This window comes from Ruegeria sp. AL1 (assembly GCF_056540905.1).
This window is the reverse complement of sequence record NZ_JBQFXP010000001.1, coordinates 567,993-589,118: the sequence shown is the minus strand read 5'-3', so window position 1 is coordinate 589,118 and position 21,126 is coordinate 567,993. Positions and strand designations below refer to the sequence as shown.

Here is a 21,126-nt window from a genome sequence, read left to right as displayed (position 1 = left end):
CGTGTTTTCTTGGTTGCCGCGTTGTTGGTCCTGCCATTTGGGCCCAAAATGGCCGTGGCACAGGTCGACAAGGAAGTTGTCGCGTTGGCAGACGCTGCGGTGGGCCGGGTTATGGTGACCCTAGACGAAGGTTGCTGCGCTTTTGGTTCCGGGTTTGTGCTGGCGCCGCTGCCGAATGGGGATGGTTTTTACTTCCTGACAAATCAACACGTCATCGAAGGTGGTCGAAGTGCTTATGTCGGTTTCAAACGCGGCGACACGATTTTCAAGTATGACGTCAAGGTCGCCGTCTCGTCTTTCGAAAAAGACATGGCCGTGCTGGAAATCCGGCCCCGAAAGAACTTTGACCATAAACCCCGGGTGATGGCGATCCGCGAAGGAGAAATCACCAAGGGAGAACCCGTGGCCGCGGTTGGCTTTCCCGGAAATTCCGATCTGTCCAACAAGGGTCGGAATGAGCTGGCCTTGTTCGAAACAACGTTCACGCAAGGCAATGTCAGCAAGGTTTCCCAAGGTTCGACGATGCCAAAACGCGGTATTCAGGAAATCGTCCAGCACACGGCCACAATCAACAAAGGAAATTCCGGCGGCCCAATGATCGACTTTTGCGGCTCGGCGCTTGGGCTCAATACGTCGGTGGCCCAAAACACGTTCTTTGCATCGTCGGCCAATTCAATTGGCAGATATCTGCGGGATAACAGCATCCCCTTCACCACGCATTCGCAAGCCTGCGACCCGGACAATCCCAAAATTGTTCAAGCTGGTCAGTCAGATGACAACCTTTGGGTCATTCTGGCCGTGGTGTGCGGGGCAGGAGCCGCAGTTGTGGGTGGCATGTACTTTGTCGCTTCAAAGGGCAGTGCAGAACCCGTTTTGAAATCCCGAAACGCAGGTGCCGCTGCGCCCTCGGGCGGAGCTGTTCTGGCTCTGTCCATGGCGGGGACCAACTTGAACCTGACCGCGGCGCAGCTCCGCTCTGGGGTGACAATCGGGCGGGCCAGCGAGAATACGCTGACCGTCACGGATCGCAATCTCAGCCGCCGACACGCCAACCTGTCGTTGCAGGGGCGGAAAATCATGCTGACCGATCTGGGGTCCTCGAACGGCACCAAGGTTGATGGCGCGCGCCTGAAGCCCAACAAACCTGTTCAGATCAACACCAAATCGAATGTCACGCTAGGGGGGATCAGACTTGACCTCAGCCGAACCTGACACCGCGCGCACGGTTCTGTCGATCCGCAACCTGGGCATCGAACGCGCCCCGGGCTTTTTCGTCGTGATCGAAGAACTGGATTTGCGCGCCGGTGAGTCTGTGGTTCTGGATGCGGTAAGCGGCGCGGGAAAAAGCACCGCTTTGGGGTTGATCGCAGGTGCTTTGCCCTTGGCCGCGTTGCCGGACATTCGGCATTCTATTGACGGCGTAGATGTGAAACCGGATATGCCCCGGTCCGAATTCGCCGGGCCTGACAAACTGGGGTTTGTCCTGCAAACCAACACCTTGGTTCCCTATCTTACTCTTACCGAGAATGTGGCGCTGCCGATGCAGGTCGCCGGGCGCGTCCCGGATGAGGAATGGGTGGATCATCTGATCCGCGCGCTGGGCCTGCGTGATCTGACGCATCGCAAACCGGGTCAATTGTCGGTCGGTCAACGCCAGCGCGTGTCGGTTGCGCGGGCCTTGCTGGGCAAACCCGCATTGCTGCTGTTGGATGAGCCTGTGTCTGCGCTGGATCCGGCCAATGTGACCGAGGTCGAAGCCCTGATCGTCCATCTTGCGGCCGAGGCCGGATCTGCGGTGGTACTGGCCAGCCATCAGGCACAGACCGGCGAATTCGCGGACACTCCGCGCGCGGATCATCGTGTCATGGATCACGAGGGACAGTCGTATTCGATCTTTTCAACCGCAGGCCGCGCGGCGGCAAAGGTGGCATGATGATGCAGATACCGGTCAAATTGGCGTTGCGGGAATTGCGGCACGACTGGCAGTCGGCGCTGTGTTTCGTCGCGGCCCTGGCCGGGGTACTTGGGCCGTTGCTGATCGTACTGGCACTGAAGAACGGCATTATCGGAACGATGGTTGGACGCCTGATCGAAGATCCTTCGAACCGCGAGATTCTGGCCATAGGCGCGGGTCAGCATGATGCGGCGTTTTTCGCAGCCCTTGGTGCCCGCGAGGATGTGGCGTTTATTGTCCCGGCAACCCGGTCGATCAACACCTCGGCCAATGCCGTTCGCCACGAGGCCGCCCGCAAATTGGAACGCGCGGTGCCTCTGATCCCCTCTGCCGAAGGCGACCCGTTGATTACCGGCGAAGCCGTGGTGCCCGGACGGGTCTGGGTCTCAGCCATTCTGGCGGAAGATTTGGCCGTTTCGCCCGGTGACACGCTGGACATGATCATCGGGCGCGAGGTTGACGGAAACCGAGAAAACGCGCGCCGCGATCTGCAGGTGATCGGTGTGTTGCCACCAGACATCTGGCCCCGCGCGGCAATTTTCCTGTCGGTTCCGGATTTGCTGGCAGTTGAGAGGTTCCGGGACGACCTGTCGCTGACACCCGAAAACTGGACAGGTCAAACCGATATGCCCGAGACCTTTGCCAGCTATCGCCTTTACGCGCGATCACTGGACGACATCGGAACCCTGTCGTCATATTTGTCTTCGCAAGGGGTGCAATCCCGCCCCCGGGCCGAGAATGCGGCGCTGTTGCTGTCGTTCCGTCGCAACCTGAATATCTTGTTTACTGCCATCGCCGCGCTGGCCGTGTTCGGTTTCTGGGCGGCAATGTCCGCCAATCTGCGTGGCATGGTCGAACGGCAGCGGGTGATTTTCAGCCTGTTTTCCATGCTGACCATGCCCGAACGTCAACGCGGCCTGATCCCCGTGATCCAAAGCCTCGCATTGGTTCTGGGAGGGGTGGTCGTGACGCTGATCGTGATCCTGCCATTTCTGCTGGCGATCAACGCGACGTTCGACACCACTGGCGAGGCCGTTGCGCGCCTCTATGGGCTGGACATTCTGGCGACGTTGGCGCTGGGCGCGATTACGGCTGTAACGGCGGCCCTTTGGGCAGTGATGGCCGTGCGAAACGTTGAACCGCAGGAGGTGTTGACCCATGCCTAGACTGACTCATTTCGCCTTTGCAATCGGCCTGTTGACACTGGCCGGGACCGTCCAGGCGCAGGACATTACCTGGCGCGAGAAGTATTATAACCCGCAACCCGCTGATGGGGATCTGACCTTGCCCATGCCGTGCGGTGGGGCCATGACATTCCGCAAGGTCGCGACCCCCAACACCGATGGCGTGATCGGAGATGTATCCGTTGTTCTGGGTCAAGAGGGCGGCGATCAGCCCTATCTGAACGGCCTCCGGCGCGCTTTTGTGTCCGGCGCGTTCGAGGATGAGGACGGCGCGGCCAAAGGCTACTTCTATATGGCCAAATACGAGCTGGCGCAGGCACAATGGGATGTGATCATGGCTCAGGCCTGCCCGGACAAGGAGCCGCGCCGCCGTGCGTTTGTACCGGTGGTCGAAAAGACCCGGTTGGATTTTCAACGTTTTGCCGAAGTTTACACGCTTTGGCTGATGCAAAACGCACCGGATGCCTTGCCACGCGTAGGCGACACACGCGGATATCTGCGACTGCCGACCGAGGAAGAATGGGAATACTCGGTGCGCGGCGGTCTGGCGGTCGATCAATCCCTGTTCCGCTCGCCTTTGCCACCTGTTCCCGAAGGCACGCCTCAGGATGAATACATCGCGCATGGCGGGACGTCCTCGGCCGGGGGTAAGGTGCAGGTCATCGGATCGCTGAAGCCCAACCCGTTGGGTCTGCACGATATGCTTGGCAATGCGGCGGAAATCGTGGGCGACCCGTTTGCGCTGGTACGTCATGGTCGATTGCATGGTCAGGCAGGCGGTTTCGTCAAGCGGGGCGGCGATGCGCGCACGCCGCTGGCCGATATCACCTCGGCCACCCGGTTCGAAGTGCCGCCGTTCGATATTCTGTCCAACACCGCGTCGGCAGACCGTTTCACCGGAACCCGGCTTGTGTTGCAGGGGCTGGCGATTACCTCGGCAGATCAGGATCAGGCTTTGATCGATGGTCTTGATCAACTGGCCCGCCCGGATGAAGGACTGGCCGTTGCCGCAAGCGAGCAGGAAGCGATGGACCTGCTGGATGAGATTTCGGCCGAAACCCTGTCTGACCGAACCAAAACCCAGCTTGCGGTTATCAAGGATACGCTGAACCGCGGCAGGGTCGAGCGCAATGCGCAGCGCGACCAGTCCATTCGCCTGATCCTGACCTCGGGCGTGCTGGTGTGCGGGCAGGCCATTCGTCGCTATTTGAACGCCCTGATCTCCTCGCTGACAATCCAGCCAGAGCTGGATGCATTGGAAGCCGAAGCGCGGGAAAGTGGCGATCAGGCCTTTCTGGATGAGGTGCTGGCCGCCAAAGAGGAAGCACAGGCCAAACTGGCCGAGCTGGAGGCCAAGGCCAAAGCCGATATTGTTGAATATGCCAACCTGATCGAGGGTCTGGTCGACCAGTATTCGCCGGTTCTGCTGCGTAAGCAGATTGACTTTATCTACCCCAACGAAGCCAAGCGCGGAGAAGAGCGCGCAACCTGTCTGGCCATGGTCCAGGACCATATCGGCGCGCGCAGTGTGGCGGGGTATTCGGATTTGGATGAAATAGCAGACGACTTCCAGCAGGTTGCGTTGTCGTTTGTTCAGGAGTGATTGTGAAAGGGGTTTGAGATGCGAGATGTATTAAGCAAATCGCTGGAGGTTCTGGTCTGGATTGCAGCCGGGTTCTTTATTTTGTTCTTCTGTATTGCGGCTATCGCAGTGCTGCAGCTGAACCCGTTTGGCCCCGACTTCAAGACCATTGTGGGGGCGTTTCTGACGGTTGTCTTTGGGATTACGTGGTCTTTGGTCTTCGCGGGTATCTGCTTTCAGATCATGGATATCCGCACTTTCAGCAAACACGCAGCAATCAGCCTGAAAAACCGGAGGTGATGGGGAATGGAACATTCGGTACTTGGGCTTCGGCCCGGAAGCGTTCTGCAAGACACTTATGAAATCAAGTCGCTGCTGGGCGAGGGCGGAATGGGGGCCACGTTCCGTGGGCTGAACCGGGCCAGCGGGCACGAGGTGGCGATCAAGGTGATGACGCCCGAGTTTGCCAAGAACAAAAAGGCGGTGGATCTGTTCCGACGCGAAGCCAACCTGTTGCGCACCGTCCGCAGTGAGGCCGTCGTGCGGTTCGAAACTTCGATGTTGGACAAGGATGGCCGGCTGTTTCTGGTGATGGAGTTCGTGCCCGGTCACCCTCTGTCGCATTATTTGAAGAAAGGCGCGCGTCTGTCTTCTGATGATGTCCTGAAACTTGGGCTGCGTCTGTCCGAGGGGCTGGAAGCCATTCACAAACTGGGCATCGTTCACCGGGACGTTGCACCTGATAACGTGATGATTTCGCATGAGGATATCAATCAGGCCAAGTTTATCGACTTTGGTCTGGCGTCAGACAGCGTCGGCACTGACAAGTCCATCATCGGTGACAGCTTTGCTGGCAAGTTGCGGTATTGCGCGCCGGAACAGTTGGGGCTGTTCGGGGGGGATGTCTCTACGGCGACGGATGCCTATGCGCTGGGCTTGGTCCTCATGCGCACGGCAGGTCTGACCTTGCCCGGTGATGGCAAGGGTTTTGCCGCTGTCGAGGACAGAAAATCGGACGTCATGATTGATGGGTCCAAGGTTGAACCGGGCTTGAAATGGGCACTGGAACAGTTGTTGAGGGCCAATCCCAAGGATCGCCCCGCCGACCTTCCGGCCCTGTTCCGCAAAGCGCTTGGCGGAAGCGGTGGCACATCTGCGCGTCCGAAAGAGGTGCCTGAAGTCAAGGCCCAGCCAAAAGTTGAACCAGAGTCAAAAAGCAAGACGCCAATGATCGCGGCGGCTGTGATCGCATTGGCGGCTGTTGCAGGCGGGGCCTGGTACATGCTGTCCGGGGAAGGGGGGCCATCGGCCGAGGTGACCGAATCCGTTGTTGTCGCGCGCGAAGCGGTGGCGGCGGATGATCCTCTGACGGCGGCGCGCAACCTGTTGAACGAAGGCGGATCGCAAAACCTTGAGGCCGCGCTGGGCGCGTTGATGGCGATCAGCAACGATCAGCAACTTGCCGAACAGGATCGGGCGGACGCCAATGTCATGATCGCTGAAATGTACGATCCGGAAACGCACACCACCACAACCTCGCCATTCCCGCGCCCCGATCCTGCGGCGGCGCTGCGGTATTACCGGCGCGCCGCTGATCTTGGGTCGGAACCGGCTCAGGACGCGGTTAACCGGTTGGGCGAGTAAGGAGGGTCAGACCATGTCGAAACGTATTTTCCTGCTGAGCGCATTGTTGATGGGGCTGGCCCTGCCAGTTGCCGCCCAGAACAAGTCTCCGCTGCCGATCGAGGGCAAGACCAATTTGTTCCAGCGTGTTCTTATACGCGAGCAGATCGAGGCGCGCTCTGATCCCGAAAGTGAGGAAGGCGGGCAAGCGCTTTCTCCGCTGCAGGTCTTTTTTGTATATGACCGAAATGGCGACTGGATGCAGATCGGCCCCAATGATCAGGGCGATGATTTGGTCTGGATTCCCGAGACGGCCTCGGTCGCTTGGAACCAGAATATCGTGGCGACGCTGGAAGGCAGTGACAATGTGGGTCGTGTTCTGTTCTTCAATGATATGGATCCGATATATGACATCATCGAAAGCGAAAATCCCGGCGGGATGGCGCAGGACGCGCGCGATGATGCCCTGAAGGCGGAAACGGGTGGTGCGCCGTCAGAGTCCGTCATTGCCCTTGGCCCGCGCGAGGTCATTGATCAGCGGCAGAACCTGTATGTGATGCCGATCCTTTCCGTAGAAGAGGCGGTGTTCGATATCGGCCCCTTCGTCAACCTGCTGCAGGTGGCCGTGGCCAGCGCCAATGCGCCCAAGCCTGCCAACCTGCCAGTGGCACAGGATGCGGGCGATCTGAAAACTGCCGTTGTGTTTGTTGTCGATACGACAATTTCCATGGAACCCTATATCCGCGCCACGCGCGAGGCCTTGCAGGAAGTCTATAAAGAGGCAGCAGGCTCGGATGCTGCGGACGCGGTCAGTTTCGGATTGGTCGGCTATCGGGACAATCTGTCGGCTGCCCCCGATCTGGGCTATGACGTCCGCACCTTCGTCAACCTGCAGGACGGTCTGGCGGTTCAGAACTTTCTGGATGGCATTGACCGGATGCAGGAAGCCGATACCAGCAGCAAGAATTTCCGGGAAGACAGCTATCGGGGTATCGAGCATGCTTTGGAAGACATGGACTGGAGCGAGTTCGGTGCCCGGTTCATCGTGCTGGTCACCGACGCGGGCCCGAGAGAGTTTGACGACAAATACTCGGCCACGGGTCTGAGCGCCGAAAGCCTGAACCGGATTATCCGTGAACGGATTGGTGGGGCGATGTCGGTCATGCATCTGCGCACACCGCGGGGAACCAATGATCACCCAACTGCCGAGGCCGCGTATAAACAATTGACCGCCTATCCGAATTCGGCACCGCTGTATTTTCCGATTGAGAACGGCGACCCGGGGATTTATCAGCAGACGGCGCGCAAACTGGGGCAGATCGTTGCCCAGCAAACATCATCATATCGGCGCAGCGGCGGTGATGACGTTTTGAACGAAGACGCCATCATCAACGAGGATGGCGGGCAGTTCAGCGGGTTGAACGCTGCCGGGCGCACCATGCAGCTGGCCTATCTGGGAAAGACCGAAAACGCCCGCGCGCCGGACTTGTTCGAGGCGTTTGTGGCCGACCGGGATTTCGACCGAACCGGGCTGAAGCCCTTATCCATCCGGTTGCTGATTTCCAAAGCCGATCTGAGTAACCTTGAAGAAGCCTTGCGGATCATTGTGGACCAGGCCGAGCGCAACGTGGTCAATCCTGACCAGTTCTTTGCGCAGGTGCTGGGTGTCGCCGCTGACATGAGCCGCAGACCCGACAAGGTCTCCAGACAGTCCGATCCAAGCCTCGCCGAGGCGGTTGCGCTGGACGAGTATTTGTCGGATCTGCCCTACAAGTCGCAGATCATGTCGATCACCGAGGATGACTGGGTCCGCCTTCCGATCTCGGAACAGCAGACCATCGTCAACGGGCTTTATGACAAGATAGAACGCTACCGCCGCTATAACGAGGCCACCGATCAGTGGGTCGACTATCTGGGGGCGGGGCCGTCGGCGGGCAATCTGCTATACCCGATGCTGTTGGATGATTTGCCCTAGGCGCGTCCGGCCAGAGCGTCACCAATGGTTTGGCGGGCGTGCAGAAGGCGCCCGACCATCCGAACCGTGTATTGAACTTTAGTCAGAACAGGCTCGGGTTCAGAGGTGAAGCCGCCGTCAGGCCGCCATCGATCGTAAACAGTTGACCGGTTGCAAACCCGGCTTCATCCGAGGCGAGCCAGACCGCCATGCTGGCAATATCTGCAGGCCTGCCGAACCGGCGCATCGCATGGCGCGCCAGAGCGTCGCCGCGCGCCGTCTGTGGATCGGCCGCCAGATCGAACGCCGCATCGAGCATTCCGGTCTCGATCCAGCCGGGACAGATCGCGTTGCACCGAATATGGGGGCCATGATCCACCGCGATAGAGCGCGTCAGACCATGAACAAAGGCCTTGGACGCATTGTACAATGCCATGGATGGGTCCGCGACGCTGCCGGAAATGGAGCCGATGTTGATGATCGACCCACCCTCGGACATACGCGGGATAAACGCACGGCAGAGGTTGAACACGCCCCGACAATTGGTGCCGATCACGGCTTCCCAGTCCGCATCCGAGCTATCCGGCACAGTTTTTTCGACCTGAACACCAGCGTTGTTTACCAGAACATCCATCTCACCGATTTCATGCGCCAGTTCATTGACCGCCGCGACGTCCGTGACGTCCAGTGTATGCCATGCGATACCCTGCGCCAGAGCTTCGGGCCTGTCGCCGCGCCCGCAGGTCGCTACATCGGCCCCTTCGCCTTTGAAGGCTTCGACGATGCCGTACCCGATGCCCTGCCGACCTCCGGTCACCAGCGCCCGCTTTCCTGCCAATCGCATCAACAACCCTCCATCAAATGATATGCGGGGAGATAAGTGCCCAACGCCAAATCCCTCATTGTCGCTTCATAGCCGCATTTGTTGCACTTGCGCAGACAGGCCCCCATCCAGAACCCAAAGCTGACCACTGGCATAGCGCGCCTCGTCCGAGGCCAGCCAGTTGACCAGATTGGCGATATCCTCGGGCGTGCCGTAGCTGCGCATCGGATGCACATCGCGTACGGCCTGCTGCAACTGATCAATGCTCTTGCCGCCTGCACCTGAGCCCTCGCCGGTGAAAAAGCTCTGCAACATCGGCGTGTCCACGTAACCGGGGCAGATCGCGTTGACCCTGATGCCCTCGGGACCATGATCGCAAGCCATCGCCTTGGTCAGCGCATGCACCGCGCCCTTGGTGGCGCAATAGGCCGCAAGACCGGGGTCAGCGATGAAACCGTCATAGCTGCCGAAATTGATGATCGACGCCGTGGACCCCGATGTGGTCGCCGCGCGCATCAGCGGCAAGGCATGTTTCGAGGTCAGGAACGTTCCCGTCACATTGACCGCGAATGACAGGTTCCATTCTTCAAGCGAGGTGTCCTCGATGGTCTTTTCGATCTCGATCCCTGCCGCGTTGACCAGAATGTCCAACTGACCCGCTTCGCGGTCGACCTGCGCCATCGCGGCGATGGCATCGGCTTCCTGCGTGACATCCAGCTTGATAAAATGGCTGCCATCATCGTCATGCGACGACAATGATCCCTCGGGCGTCAGGTCGGCGGCATAGACCCTGGCGCCCTCGCGCAGGAAACGCGCAACGATGGCGCGCCCGATCCCGCCGCGCCCACCGGTGACCAGCGCGGTTTTGCCGTCCAGCATCATTCCTTAGTCTCCTTCCAGGGGGGATAACGATAGCGGGTTGCCGCAACGGTCCAATCCATGTGATTGCGCACATATTCCTGCGCGGCATCGCGCGGCGGATTGTAATCCCATGCCTCACCCGCCCCGGCCTCCATCGCCGCATGCAGCGCACGGCGGGATTTCTGAGTCGCGATTACGTCCGCACGCAGCTTCTCGCTGTTCCAACGGCGCGCGACTTCGTCAGCAAAGGCCGCTGACGCATCCGCATGGGCCGGATCACCCGCAAGGTTCACCTTCTCCAACGGGTCGTGCAACAAATCATACAACTGCGGCGGGTCCGGGTCGCAATGGATGTATTTCAGCGACCCGCGCCGGATCATGAAGACCGGATAAGGCGTCATCTCGGCACAGTATTCACCGATTGCCTCATCCACCGGATCATCCTCACCGCGCGCCAAAGGCATCAGCGAGCGCCCATCGATGGGTTCACCCAGCATGCCATTCGATCCCCCTGCGATATCAACGAAAGTCGGCAGTAGATCGATCAAAGAACATGCGTTGGCGGCAAAGCCCTGCGCAACACCGGGTCCAGCCATCACAAGGGGAACGCGGGCGGAGTGCTCGAAGAAGTTCATCTTGTACCACAATCCCCGTTCACCCAGCATATCGCCATGATCGGCGGTGACGATGAGGATCGTGTTGTCCAGCTCTCCGATATCCTTCAACGCCTTCGCAATTGCACCCAATTTGCTGTCGAAATAACTGACATTCGCCAGATAGGCCCGACGTGCGCGCAGCACCTCCGCCTCGCTAAGCGGCACCGTGCTGGCCTCAATCCCGTCCATGACGCGGCGCGAGAACGGGTCCTGTTCCTCGGGCCTCAGCGTGACGTCCGGCATCGGAACATCGGCGTCGGAATAGAGATTCCACCATTCCGGCTTGGCCACATAAGGGTCATGCGGGTGGATAAAACTGGCCACCAGGCAGAACGGGGTCTCGTCCCCCGCCGCCCGATCCCGCCCCCGGTCGATCAGCCAGCGGCGGGCCGCGAACTCGACCTCGTCGTCGTAATCGGTCTGGAAGGTGGCGATTGCCTCACCGCTTTCCTTGACCGTTTGCATGTTGTGATACCACTTGTCGATGCGCTCATCCGGGGCCTCCCAATCCGGGGTCCAGGCGAAATCGGCGGGGTAGATATCGGTGGTCACCCGGTCCTGAAACCCGTGTTTCTGATCGGGCCCCACGAAATGCATCTTGCCCGAAAGGCAGGTGCGATAGCCCAGCGCCGTCAGGTAATGTGCGAATGTGGGGACCGATGCGCGGAACTCGCTGGCATTGTCATAGGCGGCGATCCGGCTGATCAACTGGCCCGACATGAAGGCAAAGCGCGACGGCGCGCAGAGCGGTGAGTTGCAATAGGCCGCATCGAACCGCACGCCCCTTGCGGCCAAAGCATCGATATGCGGTGTCTTCACAGTTGGATGCCCATAGGCGCCACAGAACTGCGGCGCCAGCTGGTCGGCCATCACCACAACAATGTTGGGCCGTCTCACGGAGCCGCCTTTGCGTAGGCGTCCAGAACAAGCCCGTGGAAGTGATGCACCGCATGTTCCGATTTGCCCGAACCGCTGGGGTCGTGAACGATCCGCCCTTGGGTGAAGGCCGGCGTGCTCATCCCGCGCTGCACGCTTTCGACGATGTCGATGTCTTCCTTCTGCAAGACCTCATCCAGATACCGGATCGCTTCCAGCTCTGCCGCATCCGGTTCGGGTGTTTCGAGGAAGAAATCATAGGTCTCCAGCGTCCGGTCCGGGCCCATGGGGATGATGTTCAGCACGATCATTGAGGACCGCCCCGGATAGCGCATCAGGCAGGTCGTGGGCCACAACCACCAGACCGCATGGGTCCGCACCGTGGCGTTCGACACATCATAAGCGGTGTTCGCGCCCGTACCGGCCTCGGCCATATGGCTGGAATAGATGCCGTATGTGGTCACCTTGTAGGTGTCCATATCGACCAGATCGCAGAAGTCCTTATGCGCCGTGGGACAGTGGTAACATTCAAGGAAATTATCGACGACATTCTTCCAGTTCGATTTGATGTCATAGGTCAGACGGTGGCCGAATGTCAGGCTCTCGATATCTGGGGCCCAATGGCGAATCTCGGTCTCAAGATCACCCGAGACCTCGCGCAGCGGGCGCGCATCGGGATCCAGATTGACGTAGATGAAGCCCGCGAATTCCTCGACCTGCACCTGATCCAGACAGATATCCTGAGTGCTGAAATTGCTGAGGTTCTCCGTCTCAGGTGCGCGCACCAACTGACCGTCCAGCTTGTAGACCCACGCGTGATAGGGGCACATGATCCGCGTGATCTGACCCTCGCCCGACAACAGGTGATGAGCGCGGTGTTTGCAGACATTGTAGAAAGCGCGCAGAACACCTTCCCTGTCGCGGATCACGGCGATAGGGCGACCTGCGATCTCGACGGTCAAATACGATCCGGGCGCGCGCAACTTTTCGACATGGCAAACCCATTGCCAGGTCTTGGCGAGGATTTCATTCTGATCAACCTGATGCCAGGCCGGATCGACATAGGCTTCGGCCTTCAGCGAGTGGGTGTTGAATGGGTCGGGACTGAACCCGTCGGAAATCCGCTCAAATTGCGCTTTGGTCGGCAGTTGGCTCATTTATGGCTCCGCTATGGCGGCGGGCAGGGCCCGTGCAGGTGGGACATTGCCATATGATCATAGCAATGGGCATGATCAGCTAAACAATTTTCGCCATCAGATGTACTTTTCTCGCCGCAGCTTCATTCGCAACTGGCCTTCCGGTGCATGGGCCAGGCCCGGTATTCGAATGGCACGCGCCCTTCGATCCTGTCTTTGCTAGGGGGCAGGCCGAACCTTTGTTTATAGGATCGGCTGAAATGCACCTGACTGGCAAAGCCCGAGGCAATTGCGATTTCCGCGATTGGCATCTCGGTTTGTGTAACCAGCCCTCGCGCGCGGTCCAGCCGGATATCGCGATAGTAAAGCGCTGGTGTCTTCCTGATATGGGTGGTGAACAAGCGGTCAAGCTGACGGTGGGAAACCCCGGCTTGCTTGCAGATTTCAGGGATCGGCAGCGGGTGCTCCAGATGCGCCTCCATGATGTGTATCGCCATTCTGAGTGTTGCGGGAACGACCGCCCCCAATGGCTCGGTCCCGTCCGGTTGTTGCAGGGCGGAGGGCCCCCGCAGCCGGTCATGAAAAACATATCGCGCGGCCGCATTTGCCAGAGCGCTGCCAAGGATGCCTTGCAATATCTGTAGCGCGAAATCCACCGATGCGCCGCCGCCGCAGCACGTGACGCGGTTTCTATCCAGAACATAAAGGTTTTCAACAACGTCCACGTCCGGATACAGCTCTTGAAACGCATCGATATGTTCGTAATGGACCGTAGCCTGGTGACCCGTCAGCAAACCGGCCTGAGCCAGAATGAAAGCGCCCGTATCCAGCGCCCCCAACGTGGCCCCGCCGCGCGCCCAGCCGCGCAGCGCGTTTGAAATGCCGGGCGTCAGATGCTTTTCAGGCGCCCAACTGGCAGAGACGATGACAATATCTGCATTCGCGCGCGAGAGATCAGCAAGCGATTTGGTTTCGATGCCCGCCCCATTGCTGGCCGGGCAATAACCGCCTGCTTCGGACGCGAATTCCCATTTGAAATACGATGTCCCATCCAGATAATTGGCGGCTCGGAAAGGATCGATAAAACCCATGGTCGCGGACAGGTTGAAACTGGGCGCGACGAGGATAAGCAGGTTCGTGCTCTTGCTTTCGCGCTTGACCATCGTCCGTCCCCGTTGTCCTGCAACTGCCTTCAGAAGACAGCCTTCGCGACTTTTGTTCAAGACCGGCCTGGTGGGAGAAAAACCAGGATGGTTGGCCCATGCTGTGATGTAGATGCTTTAAGTTTAAAATTTTCTAGCTTGAAACGTTAGTTGAACCATCCTAACCTTCTTGCATTGACGCAGACAGGAGAATGCCAGTGATGCGCATTGCATGTTTGGGTGGTGGCCCCGCTGGCCTGTATTTCGGGATATCGATGAAGCTTCGCGATCCCGACGCCGAAGTAGTGGTATTCGAACGCAATCGCCCGAACGACACCTTTGGCTGGGGCGTCGTGCTTTCGGATGAAACACTGGACAATCTGGCGCAGAATGATCCCGTCAGCGCGGACATTATCCGGGAACACTTCGCCTATTGGGACGACGTGGCGCTTATTCACAAGGGTCAGCGGACGGTATCGCAGGGTCATGGCTTTTGCGGCATCGGGCGCAAGCAACTGCTTTTGATCCTGCAGGACCGGGCGCGCCAGCTGGGGGTCGATCTGCGCTTTGAGACCGAGGTGGGGCAGGCGTCATCTTATATGGACGACTATGATGTGGTTGTCGGGGCTGACGGGCTGAACTCGAAAACGCGGATGGAATTTGCCGAGGTGTTCAGGCCCGATATAGACCAGCGCCTGTGCCAGTTCGTGTGGCTAGGCACCCATCAGAAATTCGATGATGCGTTTACGTTTATCTTCGAGCAAACCGACAAGGGATGGGTCTGGGCGCATGCCTATCAGTTTGACGCCTACACGGCGACGTTCATCGTTGAATGCACGCAGGACACATTTGACGCTTACGGTTTCGGAAAGATGAGTCAGCAGGACTCCATTGCGGTCTGCGAAGAGATTTTCAAAGACCATCTGGGCGGTCACAGTCTGATGACAAATGCCAATCATATCCGCGGCTCGGCCTGGCTGCGCTTTCCGCGTGTGCTGTGCGAAAAGTGGAGCTACAAAAATGTGGTTTTGCTGGGCGATGCTGCTGCGACGGCGCATTTTTCCATCGGGTCGGGCAGCAAGCTGGCAATGGAAAGCGCAATTGCGCTGGCCGATTACATCGTCGGCGAGGACAGTCTGGAAGCCGCATTTTCCCGGTACGAAGATGAGCGCCGGTTGGAAGTCCTGCGCTTGCAGTCCGCGGCCCGGAATTCTCTGGAATGGTTCGAGGATGTGGAGCGGTATCTGGACCTCGACCCGGTTCAGCTGAACTATTCGATGCTGACGCGATCCCAGCGGATCAGTCATGAAAACCTGCGTGAACGCGATGGCGTGTGGCTGGGGCAGGCCGAGGCGTGGTTCATGGAGCAGGCCGGCAACGGTGCCAACGCGCCTGCGCGGGCACCGATGTTTGCGCCGTTTCAGCTGCGCGAGATGCATCTGAAAAACCGCATCGTTGTGTCTCCGATGGCGCAATACAAGGCGGTGGATGGGTGCCCCACTGACTGGCACCTGATCCATTACGGTGAACGGGCCAAGGGGGGTGCCGGGCTGGTTTATACCGAGATGACATGTGTTTCGCCCGACGGACGGATCACTCCCGGTTGCCCGGGGCTGTACGCGCCGGAACATGAAGACGCCTGGCGGCGGTTGACGCAGTTTGTGCATGCCGAGACCGAGGCCAAGATTTGCTGCCAGATCGGCCATTCAGGCCGCAAAGGATCGACCCGAGTGGGATGGGAGGGGATGGACCAGCCGCTTGAGGTCGGAAACTGGCCGCTGCTGTCTGCTTCGGCGATTCCGTGGTCAGACGGGAATGCCACCCCCAAAGCGATGGACCGCAGCGATATGGATACTGTCACTGCCAGCTTTGTGGCCGCGACCGAAATGGCGGATCGGGCAGGCTTTGACATGATCGAGTTACACGCGGCACATGGCTATTTGATCTCGTCCTTTATCTCTCCGCTTTCGAACCAGCGGCAGGATGAATATGGGGGAAGTCTTGACAACCGGATGCGTTACCCGCTTGAAGTTTTTGCGGCAATGCGCGCAGCCTGGCCTGCGCACAGGCCGATCGCGGTGCGCATTTCGGCCAATGACTGGGTTGGCGACGATGGCGTTACACCTGAAGAAGCCGTCAGAATTGCCGCCATGTTCGAAGCGGCGGGCGCGGACATTATCGACGTATCGGCCGGACAAACCTCAACCCGGGCGAAGCCGGTTTATGGCCGGATGTTTCAGACCCCTTTTTCCGACCGCATTCGCAACGAAGGTGGCATCAGGACGATGGCGGTCGGAAACATTTATGAACCCGATCATGTGAACTCGATCCTCATGGCGGGGCGGGCCGATCTGGTGTGTCTGGCACGACCCCACCTGAACGATCCGTACTGGACGTTGCACGCCGCCACGGCGCTGGGGGATCGGCAGGAGGTTTGGCCAAAACCCTATGAAGCAGGCCGGGATCAGGCCTGGCGTCTGGCGGATCGCGACACTGACATGGTGGGCAAGGTATGAGCCATGTCGTGATCTCGGGCGGGGGAACCGGCGTCGGCGCAGAGATCGCGCAGAGCTTTGCCCGCACAGGCGCAAAGGTCACCATATTGGGCCGCGGCGAGGCGACCTTGCAGGCGCAGGGTATACCGTATGAGCTGTGCGATGTGACCGATGCAGCGCAAGTGCAAAGTGCGTTGACCGCAGCGCGCACGGAGCGAGGCCCGATCACCGCGGTGATCGCCAACGCGGGTGCGGCAATCTCTGTGCCGTTCGAAAAGATGGGGCCTGACGATCTGCGCGCGATGACCGAGGTCAATCTGGTTGGTGTCTTCAACCTCTGGCAGGCGGGCTTGCCGGACATGAAAGCTGCAGGGGCGGGGAGACTGATCGTCATTGCATCGACCGCGGGGCTCAAGGGGTATCCTTATGTCTCTGGCTATTGCGCGGCCAAGCACGCAGCAGTGGGCCTGACCCGGTCCTTGGCGATTGAACTGGCCAAAACGGGGGTGACGGTAAACGCCGTTTGTCCGGGGTTTGTCGAAACCCCGATGCTTGATCGGTCTATCGCAAATATTGTCAGCAAAACCGGGATGAGCGAGCAAGACGCCGCAGCATCGATGAACAAGGGAAACCCGCAACGGCGCTTCATCCAGACCGAAGAGGTTGCCGGCGCGGTGCTATGGCTCTGCTCGGACGCGGCAAAGTCGGTAAACGGACATACTTTGAGCCTGTCGGGGGGCGAGATATGAGCCAGAGCCTCGCCCAGTTGCCGTTGGAAGATGCCTCGAAAGAAAGGCTGCGGCTGTGGCTGCGTCTGCTGAAAACAACACGCGTGATCGAGGCGACATTACGCGAGAATTTCCGCGATCAGTTCCAAACCACTTTGCCCCGGTTCGATGTCATGGCGGCCCTGTCGCGCTATGAGGACGGGTTGAAAATGAGCGAAATTTCGGGCGCGCTGCGGGTGTCCAATGGCAATGTCACCGGTATCGTCGACCGCCTGGCCGAAGACGGCTTTCTTGTGCGTCAGGCCGTGCCGGGTGACAGGCGGGCCCACCGCGTTCGTATGACGCAAAAGGGTCGCGAAGAATTCGCCCGTCAGGCCGCCGCGCACGAGGTATGGATCAACGATATGCTGGGGCAGTTCTCGGCAGCAGAAGCCCGCGCGATCACCACAGAATTCAGCTTGCCGGAGGGGCCAGATGCGCAGTGATGTCACTCATTTCCAATGCGAGATCAAGGACCGGGTCGCAACAGTGCGTCTGGACCGGCCGGATCGCAAGAATCCACTGACATTCGACAGCTACGCCGAACTGCGCGACTGGTTTCGCGATCTGGCCTATGCCGATGACGTGGACGCGGTGATCTTTGCGTCGAACGGGGGCAACTTCAGCTCGGGCGGGGATGTGCATGATATCATTGGGCCTCTGACCCGGATGAACATGAAGGAATTGCTGACTTTCACCCGGATGACCGGTGATCTGGTCAAGGCAATGGTGAATTGCGGCAAGCCGGTGATCGCTGCGGTGGATGGCATCTGCGTGGGTGCCGGGGCGATCATCGCGATGGCTTCGGATTTGCGTATCGCGACACCGCAGGCCAAATGCGCCTTTCTGTTCACGCGGGTCGGGCTGGCGGGATGCGACATGGGCGCTTGTGCCATTCTGCCCCGGATCATCGGACAGGGGCGGGCGGCTGAGTTGCTTTACACCGGTCGCAGCATGAGCGCGGATGAAGGCGCGGCATGGGGCTTTTACAACCGGCTGGTTGCGGCGGATCAGTTGCAAGCCGAAGCGCAAGGGCTGGCCGCACGCATCGCGGCGGGCCCGAATTTCGCACATATGATGACCAAGACCATGCTGGCGCAGGAATGGTCGATGTCCATCGAACAGGCCATCGAAGCCGAGGCGCAGGCGCAGGCCATCTGCATGCAAACCGGCGATTTTGAGCGTGCTTACAATGCGTTCGTTGCCAAAGATAATCCAGTGTTCGAGGGCGATTGATGGCAGATCACACCTTCCTGTCCTGGCCGTTCTTCGACCCGCATCACCGCGATTGGGCGGCGCATGTCGAGGACGTGGCCCAAGGGTTGGAGATCGACCACGCGGACACGGATGCGGCGTGCCGCGCCTTGGTTCGTGCGCTGGGGGATGCCGGGGTATTGCAGTCCACAGCCGATGAGACGGGCGTGTTGGATGTGAGAAAGCTATGTATCGCGCGCGAGATTCTGGCCCGCCATGACGGGTTGGCGGATTTCTCGTTTGCGATGCAGGGATTGGGCACCGGTGCGCTCTCGCTGTTCGGAACAGACACGCAAAAGGCGGCGTGGCTGCCCCTGACCCGCAGCGGGAAGGCGATATCCGCCTTTGCCCTGACCGAGCCGCAATCGGGCTCGGATGTGGCCAGTTCCACCATGACTGCGGTGCGGGATGGCGAGCACTATGTGCTGAATGGCGACAAGACCTGGATATCGAACGGGGGAATTGCCGATGTTTATACGTTGTTTGCCCGTACCGGAGAGGCCGCGGGGGCAAAGGGGCTGTCGGCTTTTGTGGTGACGCCCGATCTGCCCGGATTTCAGGTCATCGAACGGCTGGACACGATCGCGCCGCATCCGCTGGCGACACTGCGTTTTGACGATGTGCGTGTTCCGGCGTCGGCCATGATCGGCGCGCCGGGGCAGGGGTTTGGCATTGCCATGGCCGTGCTGGATGTCTTTCGGTCCACGGTCGCGGCGGCGGCGCTTGGGTTTGCGCGCCGCGCACTGGACGCGGCACTGACCCGGGTGACAACCCGGCAGGTTCAGGGCGCGCCGCTGTTCGATCTGCAAATGGTGCAGGGACATATCGCTGACATGGCGCTGGATATCGATGCCAGCGCGCTGCTGATCTATCGCGCGGCCTGGGCCAAGGACAGCGGCGCTGCCCGCGTGACCCGCGAAGCGGCCATGGCCAAGCTGTTCTCGACCGAACAGGCGCAGCAGGTCATCGACAAGGCGGTGCAGCTGTTCGGTGGCGACGGGGTGCGGTCCGGCAGCACTGTCGAGACGCTTTATCGTGAGATCCGTGCGCTGCGCATCTACGAGGGCGCGTCCGATGTGCAGAAGGTCATCATCGCGCGGCAAGCCATGATGGCGCATCAGGGAGGTTTGTGATGCTTGGCCAATCCGCTCATATCGACACATTTGCCCGGGATAACCTGCCTCCTGCCGATCAATGGCCTGATTTTCTGCTGGATGGGTTCGACTATCCGGAAGTTTTGAATGCGGCTTTCGAACTGACCGATGCCATGGTCGAAAAGGGCTTTGGCGACAACACCGCCTTGATCGGCAACGGGCGTCAGCGCACGTACAAAGAGTTGACGGACTGGACAAACAGGCTGGCCCATGTGCTGGCCGAGGATCTGGGAGTCAAACCCGGCAATCGCGTGCTGATCCGGTCAGCCAACAACCCGGCCATGGTTGCCTGCTGGCTTGCGGCAACCAAGGTGGGTGCGGTTGTCGTGAACACCATGCCGATGCTGCGTGCCGGTGAGTTGACCAAATATATCGACAAGGCGGAAATCCAGTTCGCGCTGTGTGATACGCGTCTGATGGAGGAAATAGAGCTGTGCGCGCAGAGCAGCAGGTTTTTGACCCGGGTGGTCGGGTTTGACGGCACGTCGAACCACGATGCCGATCTGGACCGGATGGCTTTGGAAAAGCCGGTAAAGTTTGACTGCGTACAAACCGGGCGGGACGACGTGGCGCTGTTGGGCTTTACCTCCGGTTCAACCGGAGAACCCAAGGCCACGATGCATTTTCATCGCGATCTGCTGATCATCGCCGATGGTTACGCGCGCGAGGTTCTGGACGTGACACCGAAGGATGTGTTTGTCGGCTCGCCGCCGCTGGCATTTACCTTCGGGCTGGGCGGTCTGGCCGTGTTCCCGTTGCGGTTCGGGGCGACTGCCACGTTGCTGGAACAGGCCTCACCGCCGGGTATGATCGAAATTATCGAAAAATACCGCGCGACTGTGTGTTTTACGGCACCCACGGCCTATCGCGTGATGCTGCAGGCGATGGACGAGGGCGCGGACCTGTCCAGCCTGCGGGCTGCAGTGTCGGCGGGTGAGACCCTGCCCAAACCGATCTATGACGACTGGATGGCCCGGACCGGAAAGCCGATGTTGGACGGCATAGGCGCGACGGAATTGCTGCATATCTTCATTTCCAACCGGTTTGACGACCATCATCCGGCCTGTACCGGCAAACCTGTCAGCGGCTATGAAGCCAAAGTGCTGAAGGATGACGGCAGCGAGGCTGATATTGGCGAAATCGGGCGGCTGGTCGTGCGCGGACCAACGGGCTGCCGGTATCTCAATGATGCGCGGCAGGCGGATTATGTGTCGGGTGGGTGGAATGTCACCGGCGACAGTTTCTTTTGCGATGCCGAAGGTCGGTATCACTTTGCAGCGCGCAATGACGATATGATCCTGTCATCGGGCTATAACATCGCCGGTCCCGAGGTCGAAGCGGCACTGTTGTCTCATGACGCGATTGCCGAATGCGCCGTCATCGGCGCGCCGGATGCCGAGCGGGGCAATATCGTCGAAGCCCATGTGGTTCTAACCAACTCGGCGGAGGCATCAGAGGACATGGTGCTGCGGCTTCAGGAACACGTTAAGTCCGTCATCGCCCCATACAAATACCCGCGGGCCGTGCGCTTTTGTACTGAACTGCCCAAGACGCAGACGGGCAAGGTTCAGCGTTTCAGGCTTCGCGAGGGGAAATGAACGAAAAAGCCGGTCGCAAACGGGTGGTCAGGGCGGCTGATATTTGTTTGAAATAACAAGACCAACT

General features: G+C 59.5%; 18 protein-coding genes. 13 read left to right on the top strand and 5 right to left on the bottom strand.

Features of this window, described 5'->3' with window-relative positions; all coding sequences use genetic code 11:
* The first annotated feature begins 48 nt into the window (after window positions 1-48).
* Genes ACRZ9X_RS02960 through ACRZ9X_RS02930 form a run of 7 tightly spaced genes read left to right on the top strand, consistent with a single transcriptional unit; the run spans window position 49 to window position 8,318 of the window.
* Window positions 49-1,212: a trypsin-like peptidase domain-containing protein gene (locus tag ACRZ9X_RS02960; protein ID WP_480515861.1), complete on the top strand. Its 1,164-nt coding sequence runs from the start codon at window positions 49-51 to the stop codon at window positions 1,210-1,212.
* The gene (locus tag ACRZ9X_RS02955) at window positions 1,193-1,933 is read left to right on the top strand and encodes an ATP-binding cassette domain-containing protein (protein WP_480515860.1); all 741 of its coding nucleotides are present in this window, start codon (window positions 1,193-1,195) and stop codon (window positions 1,931-1,933) included. The genes ACRZ9X_RS02960 and ACRZ9X_RS02955 overlap by 20 nt, the downstream gene beginning before the upstream one ends.
* Window positions 1,933-3,120 (top strand): ABC transporter permease family protein, encoded by a 1,188-nt coding sequence (locus ACRZ9X_RS02950; protein ID WP_480515859.1) that lies wholly within the window; start codon window positions 1,933-1,935, stop codon window positions 3,118-3,120. Before ACRZ9X_RS02955 ends, ACRZ9X_RS02950 begins: the two co-directional genes overlap by 1 nt.
* Complete coding sequence (locus tag ACRZ9X_RS02945; protein WP_480515858.1) at window positions 3,113-4,741, top strand: formylglycine-generating enzyme family protein; 1,629 nt, start codon at window positions 3,113-3,115, stop codon at window positions 4,739-4,741. Before ACRZ9X_RS02950 ends, ACRZ9X_RS02945 begins: the two co-directional genes overlap by 8 nt.
* An 18-nt stretch (window positions 4,742-4,759) precedes the next feature.
* Entirely contained in the window at window positions 4,760-5,020 is a 261-nt protein-coding gene (locus tag ACRZ9X_RS02940; RefSeq protein WP_480515857.1) for a hypothetical protein, read from the top strand.
* A 6-nt stretch (window positions 5,021-5,026) separates the two neighbouring features.
* Window positions 5,027-6,364, top strand: coding sequence for a serine/threonine-protein kinase (locus tag ACRZ9X_RS02935; RefSeq protein ID WP_480515856.1), 1,338 nt, complete (start codon window positions 5,027-5,029; stop codon window positions 6,362-6,364).
* Window positions 6,365-6,377: 13 nt separating this feature from the next.
* Entirely contained in the window at window positions 6,378-8,318 is a 1,941-nt protein-coding gene (locus ACRZ9X_RS02930) for a vWA domain-containing protein (RefSeq protein WP_480515855.1), read from the top strand.
* A gap of 82 nt (window positions 8,319-8,400) precedes the next feature.
* On the opposite strand, the gene ACRZ9X_RS02925 is transcribed toward ACRZ9X_RS02930, so the two are convergent.
* The 5 genes from ACRZ9X_RS02925 to ACRZ9X_RS02905 all read right to left on the bottom strand — a co-directional run bounded on the left by ACRZ9X_RS02925 (window position 8,401) and on the right by ACRZ9X_RS02905 (window position 13,812).
* Window positions 8,401-9,141, bottom strand: coding sequence for an SDR family NAD(P)-dependent oxidoreductase (locus tag ACRZ9X_RS02925; RefSeq protein ID WP_480515854.1), 741 nt, complete (start codon window positions 9,139-9,141; stop codon window positions 8,401-8,403).
* Window positions 9,142-9,207: 66 nt separating this feature from the next.
* A complete protein-coding gene (locus ACRZ9X_RS02920) occupies window positions 9,208-10,002 on the bottom strand; it encodes an SDR family NAD(P)-dependent oxidoreductase (protein WP_480515853.1) in 795 nt (264 codons plus the stop codon).
* The gene (betC, locus tag ACRZ9X_RS02915; RefSeq protein ID WP_480515852.1) at window positions 9,999-11,534 is read right to left on the bottom strand and encodes a choline-sulfatase; all 1,536 of its coding nucleotides are present in this window, start codon (window positions 11,532-11,534) and stop codon (window positions 9,999-10,001) included. The genes ACRZ9X_RS02920 and betC overlap by 4 nt, the downstream gene beginning before the upstream one ends.
* Window positions 11,531-12,670 carry an aromatic ring-hydroxylating oxygenase subunit alpha gene (locus ACRZ9X_RS02910; protein ID WP_480515851.1) on the bottom strand — a complete coding sequence of 380 codons (1,140 nt, stop codon included), beginning with the start codon at window positions 12,668-12,670 and terminating at the stop codon, window positions 11,531-11,533. The genes betC and ACRZ9X_RS02910 overlap by 4 nt, the downstream gene beginning before the upstream one ends.
* Before the next feature lie 122 nt (window positions 12,671-12,792).
* A complete protein-coding gene (locus ACRZ9X_RS02905; RefSeq protein WP_480515850.1) occupies window positions 12,793-13,812 on the bottom strand; it encodes a GlxA family transcriptional regulator in 1,020 nt (339 codons plus the stop codon).
* Between the two features lie 200 nt (window positions 13,813-14,012).
* Between ACRZ9X_RS02905 and ACRZ9X_RS02900 the strand changes: the two genes are divergently transcribed.
* From ACRZ9X_RS02900 to ACRZ9X_RS02875, 6 genes are read left to right on the top strand one after another with little or no spacing between them, the layout of a single operon-like run.
* The gene (locus tag ACRZ9X_RS02900; protein ID WP_480515849.1) at window positions 14,013-16,307 is read left to right on the top strand and encodes a bifunctional salicylyl-CoA 5-hydroxylase/oxidoreductase; all 2,295 of its coding nucleotides are present in this window, start codon (window positions 14,013-14,015) and stop codon (window positions 16,305-16,307) included.
* On the top strand, window positions 16,304-17,035 hold the full coding sequence (locus tag ACRZ9X_RS02895) for an SDR family NAD(P)-dependent oxidoreductase (RefSeq protein WP_480515848.1): 732 nt from the start codon (window positions 16,304-16,306) through the stop codon (window positions 17,033-17,035). The genes ACRZ9X_RS02900 and ACRZ9X_RS02895 overlap by 4 nt, the downstream gene beginning before the upstream one ends.
* Entirely contained in the window at window positions 17,032-17,499 is a 468-nt protein-coding gene (locus ACRZ9X_RS02890) for a MarR family winged helix-turn-helix transcriptional regulator (protein ID WP_480515847.1), read from the top strand. Before ACRZ9X_RS02895 ends, ACRZ9X_RS02890 begins: the two co-directional genes overlap by 4 nt.
* Window positions 17,489-18,289, top strand: a complete 801-nt coding sequence (locus ACRZ9X_RS02885) for an enoyl-CoA hydratase family protein (protein WP_480515846.1) — start codon at window positions 17,489-17,491, stop codon at window positions 18,287-18,289. The genes ACRZ9X_RS02890 and ACRZ9X_RS02885 overlap by 11 nt, the downstream gene beginning before the upstream one ends.
* Window positions 18,289-19,440: an acyl-CoA dehydrogenase family protein gene (locus tag ACRZ9X_RS02880; protein ID WP_480515845.1), complete on the top strand. Its 1,152-nt coding sequence runs from the start codon at window positions 18,289-18,291 to the stop codon at window positions 19,438-19,440. Before ACRZ9X_RS02885 ends, ACRZ9X_RS02880 begins: the two co-directional genes overlap by 1 nt.
* Window positions 19,440-21,059, top strand: coding sequence for an AMP-binding protein (locus ACRZ9X_RS02875; RefSeq protein WP_480515844.1), 1,620 nt, complete (start codon window positions 19,440-19,442; stop codon window positions 21,057-21,059). Before ACRZ9X_RS02880 ends, ACRZ9X_RS02875 begins: the two co-directional genes overlap by 1 nt.
* Window positions 21,060-21,126 lie beyond the last annotated feature (67 nt).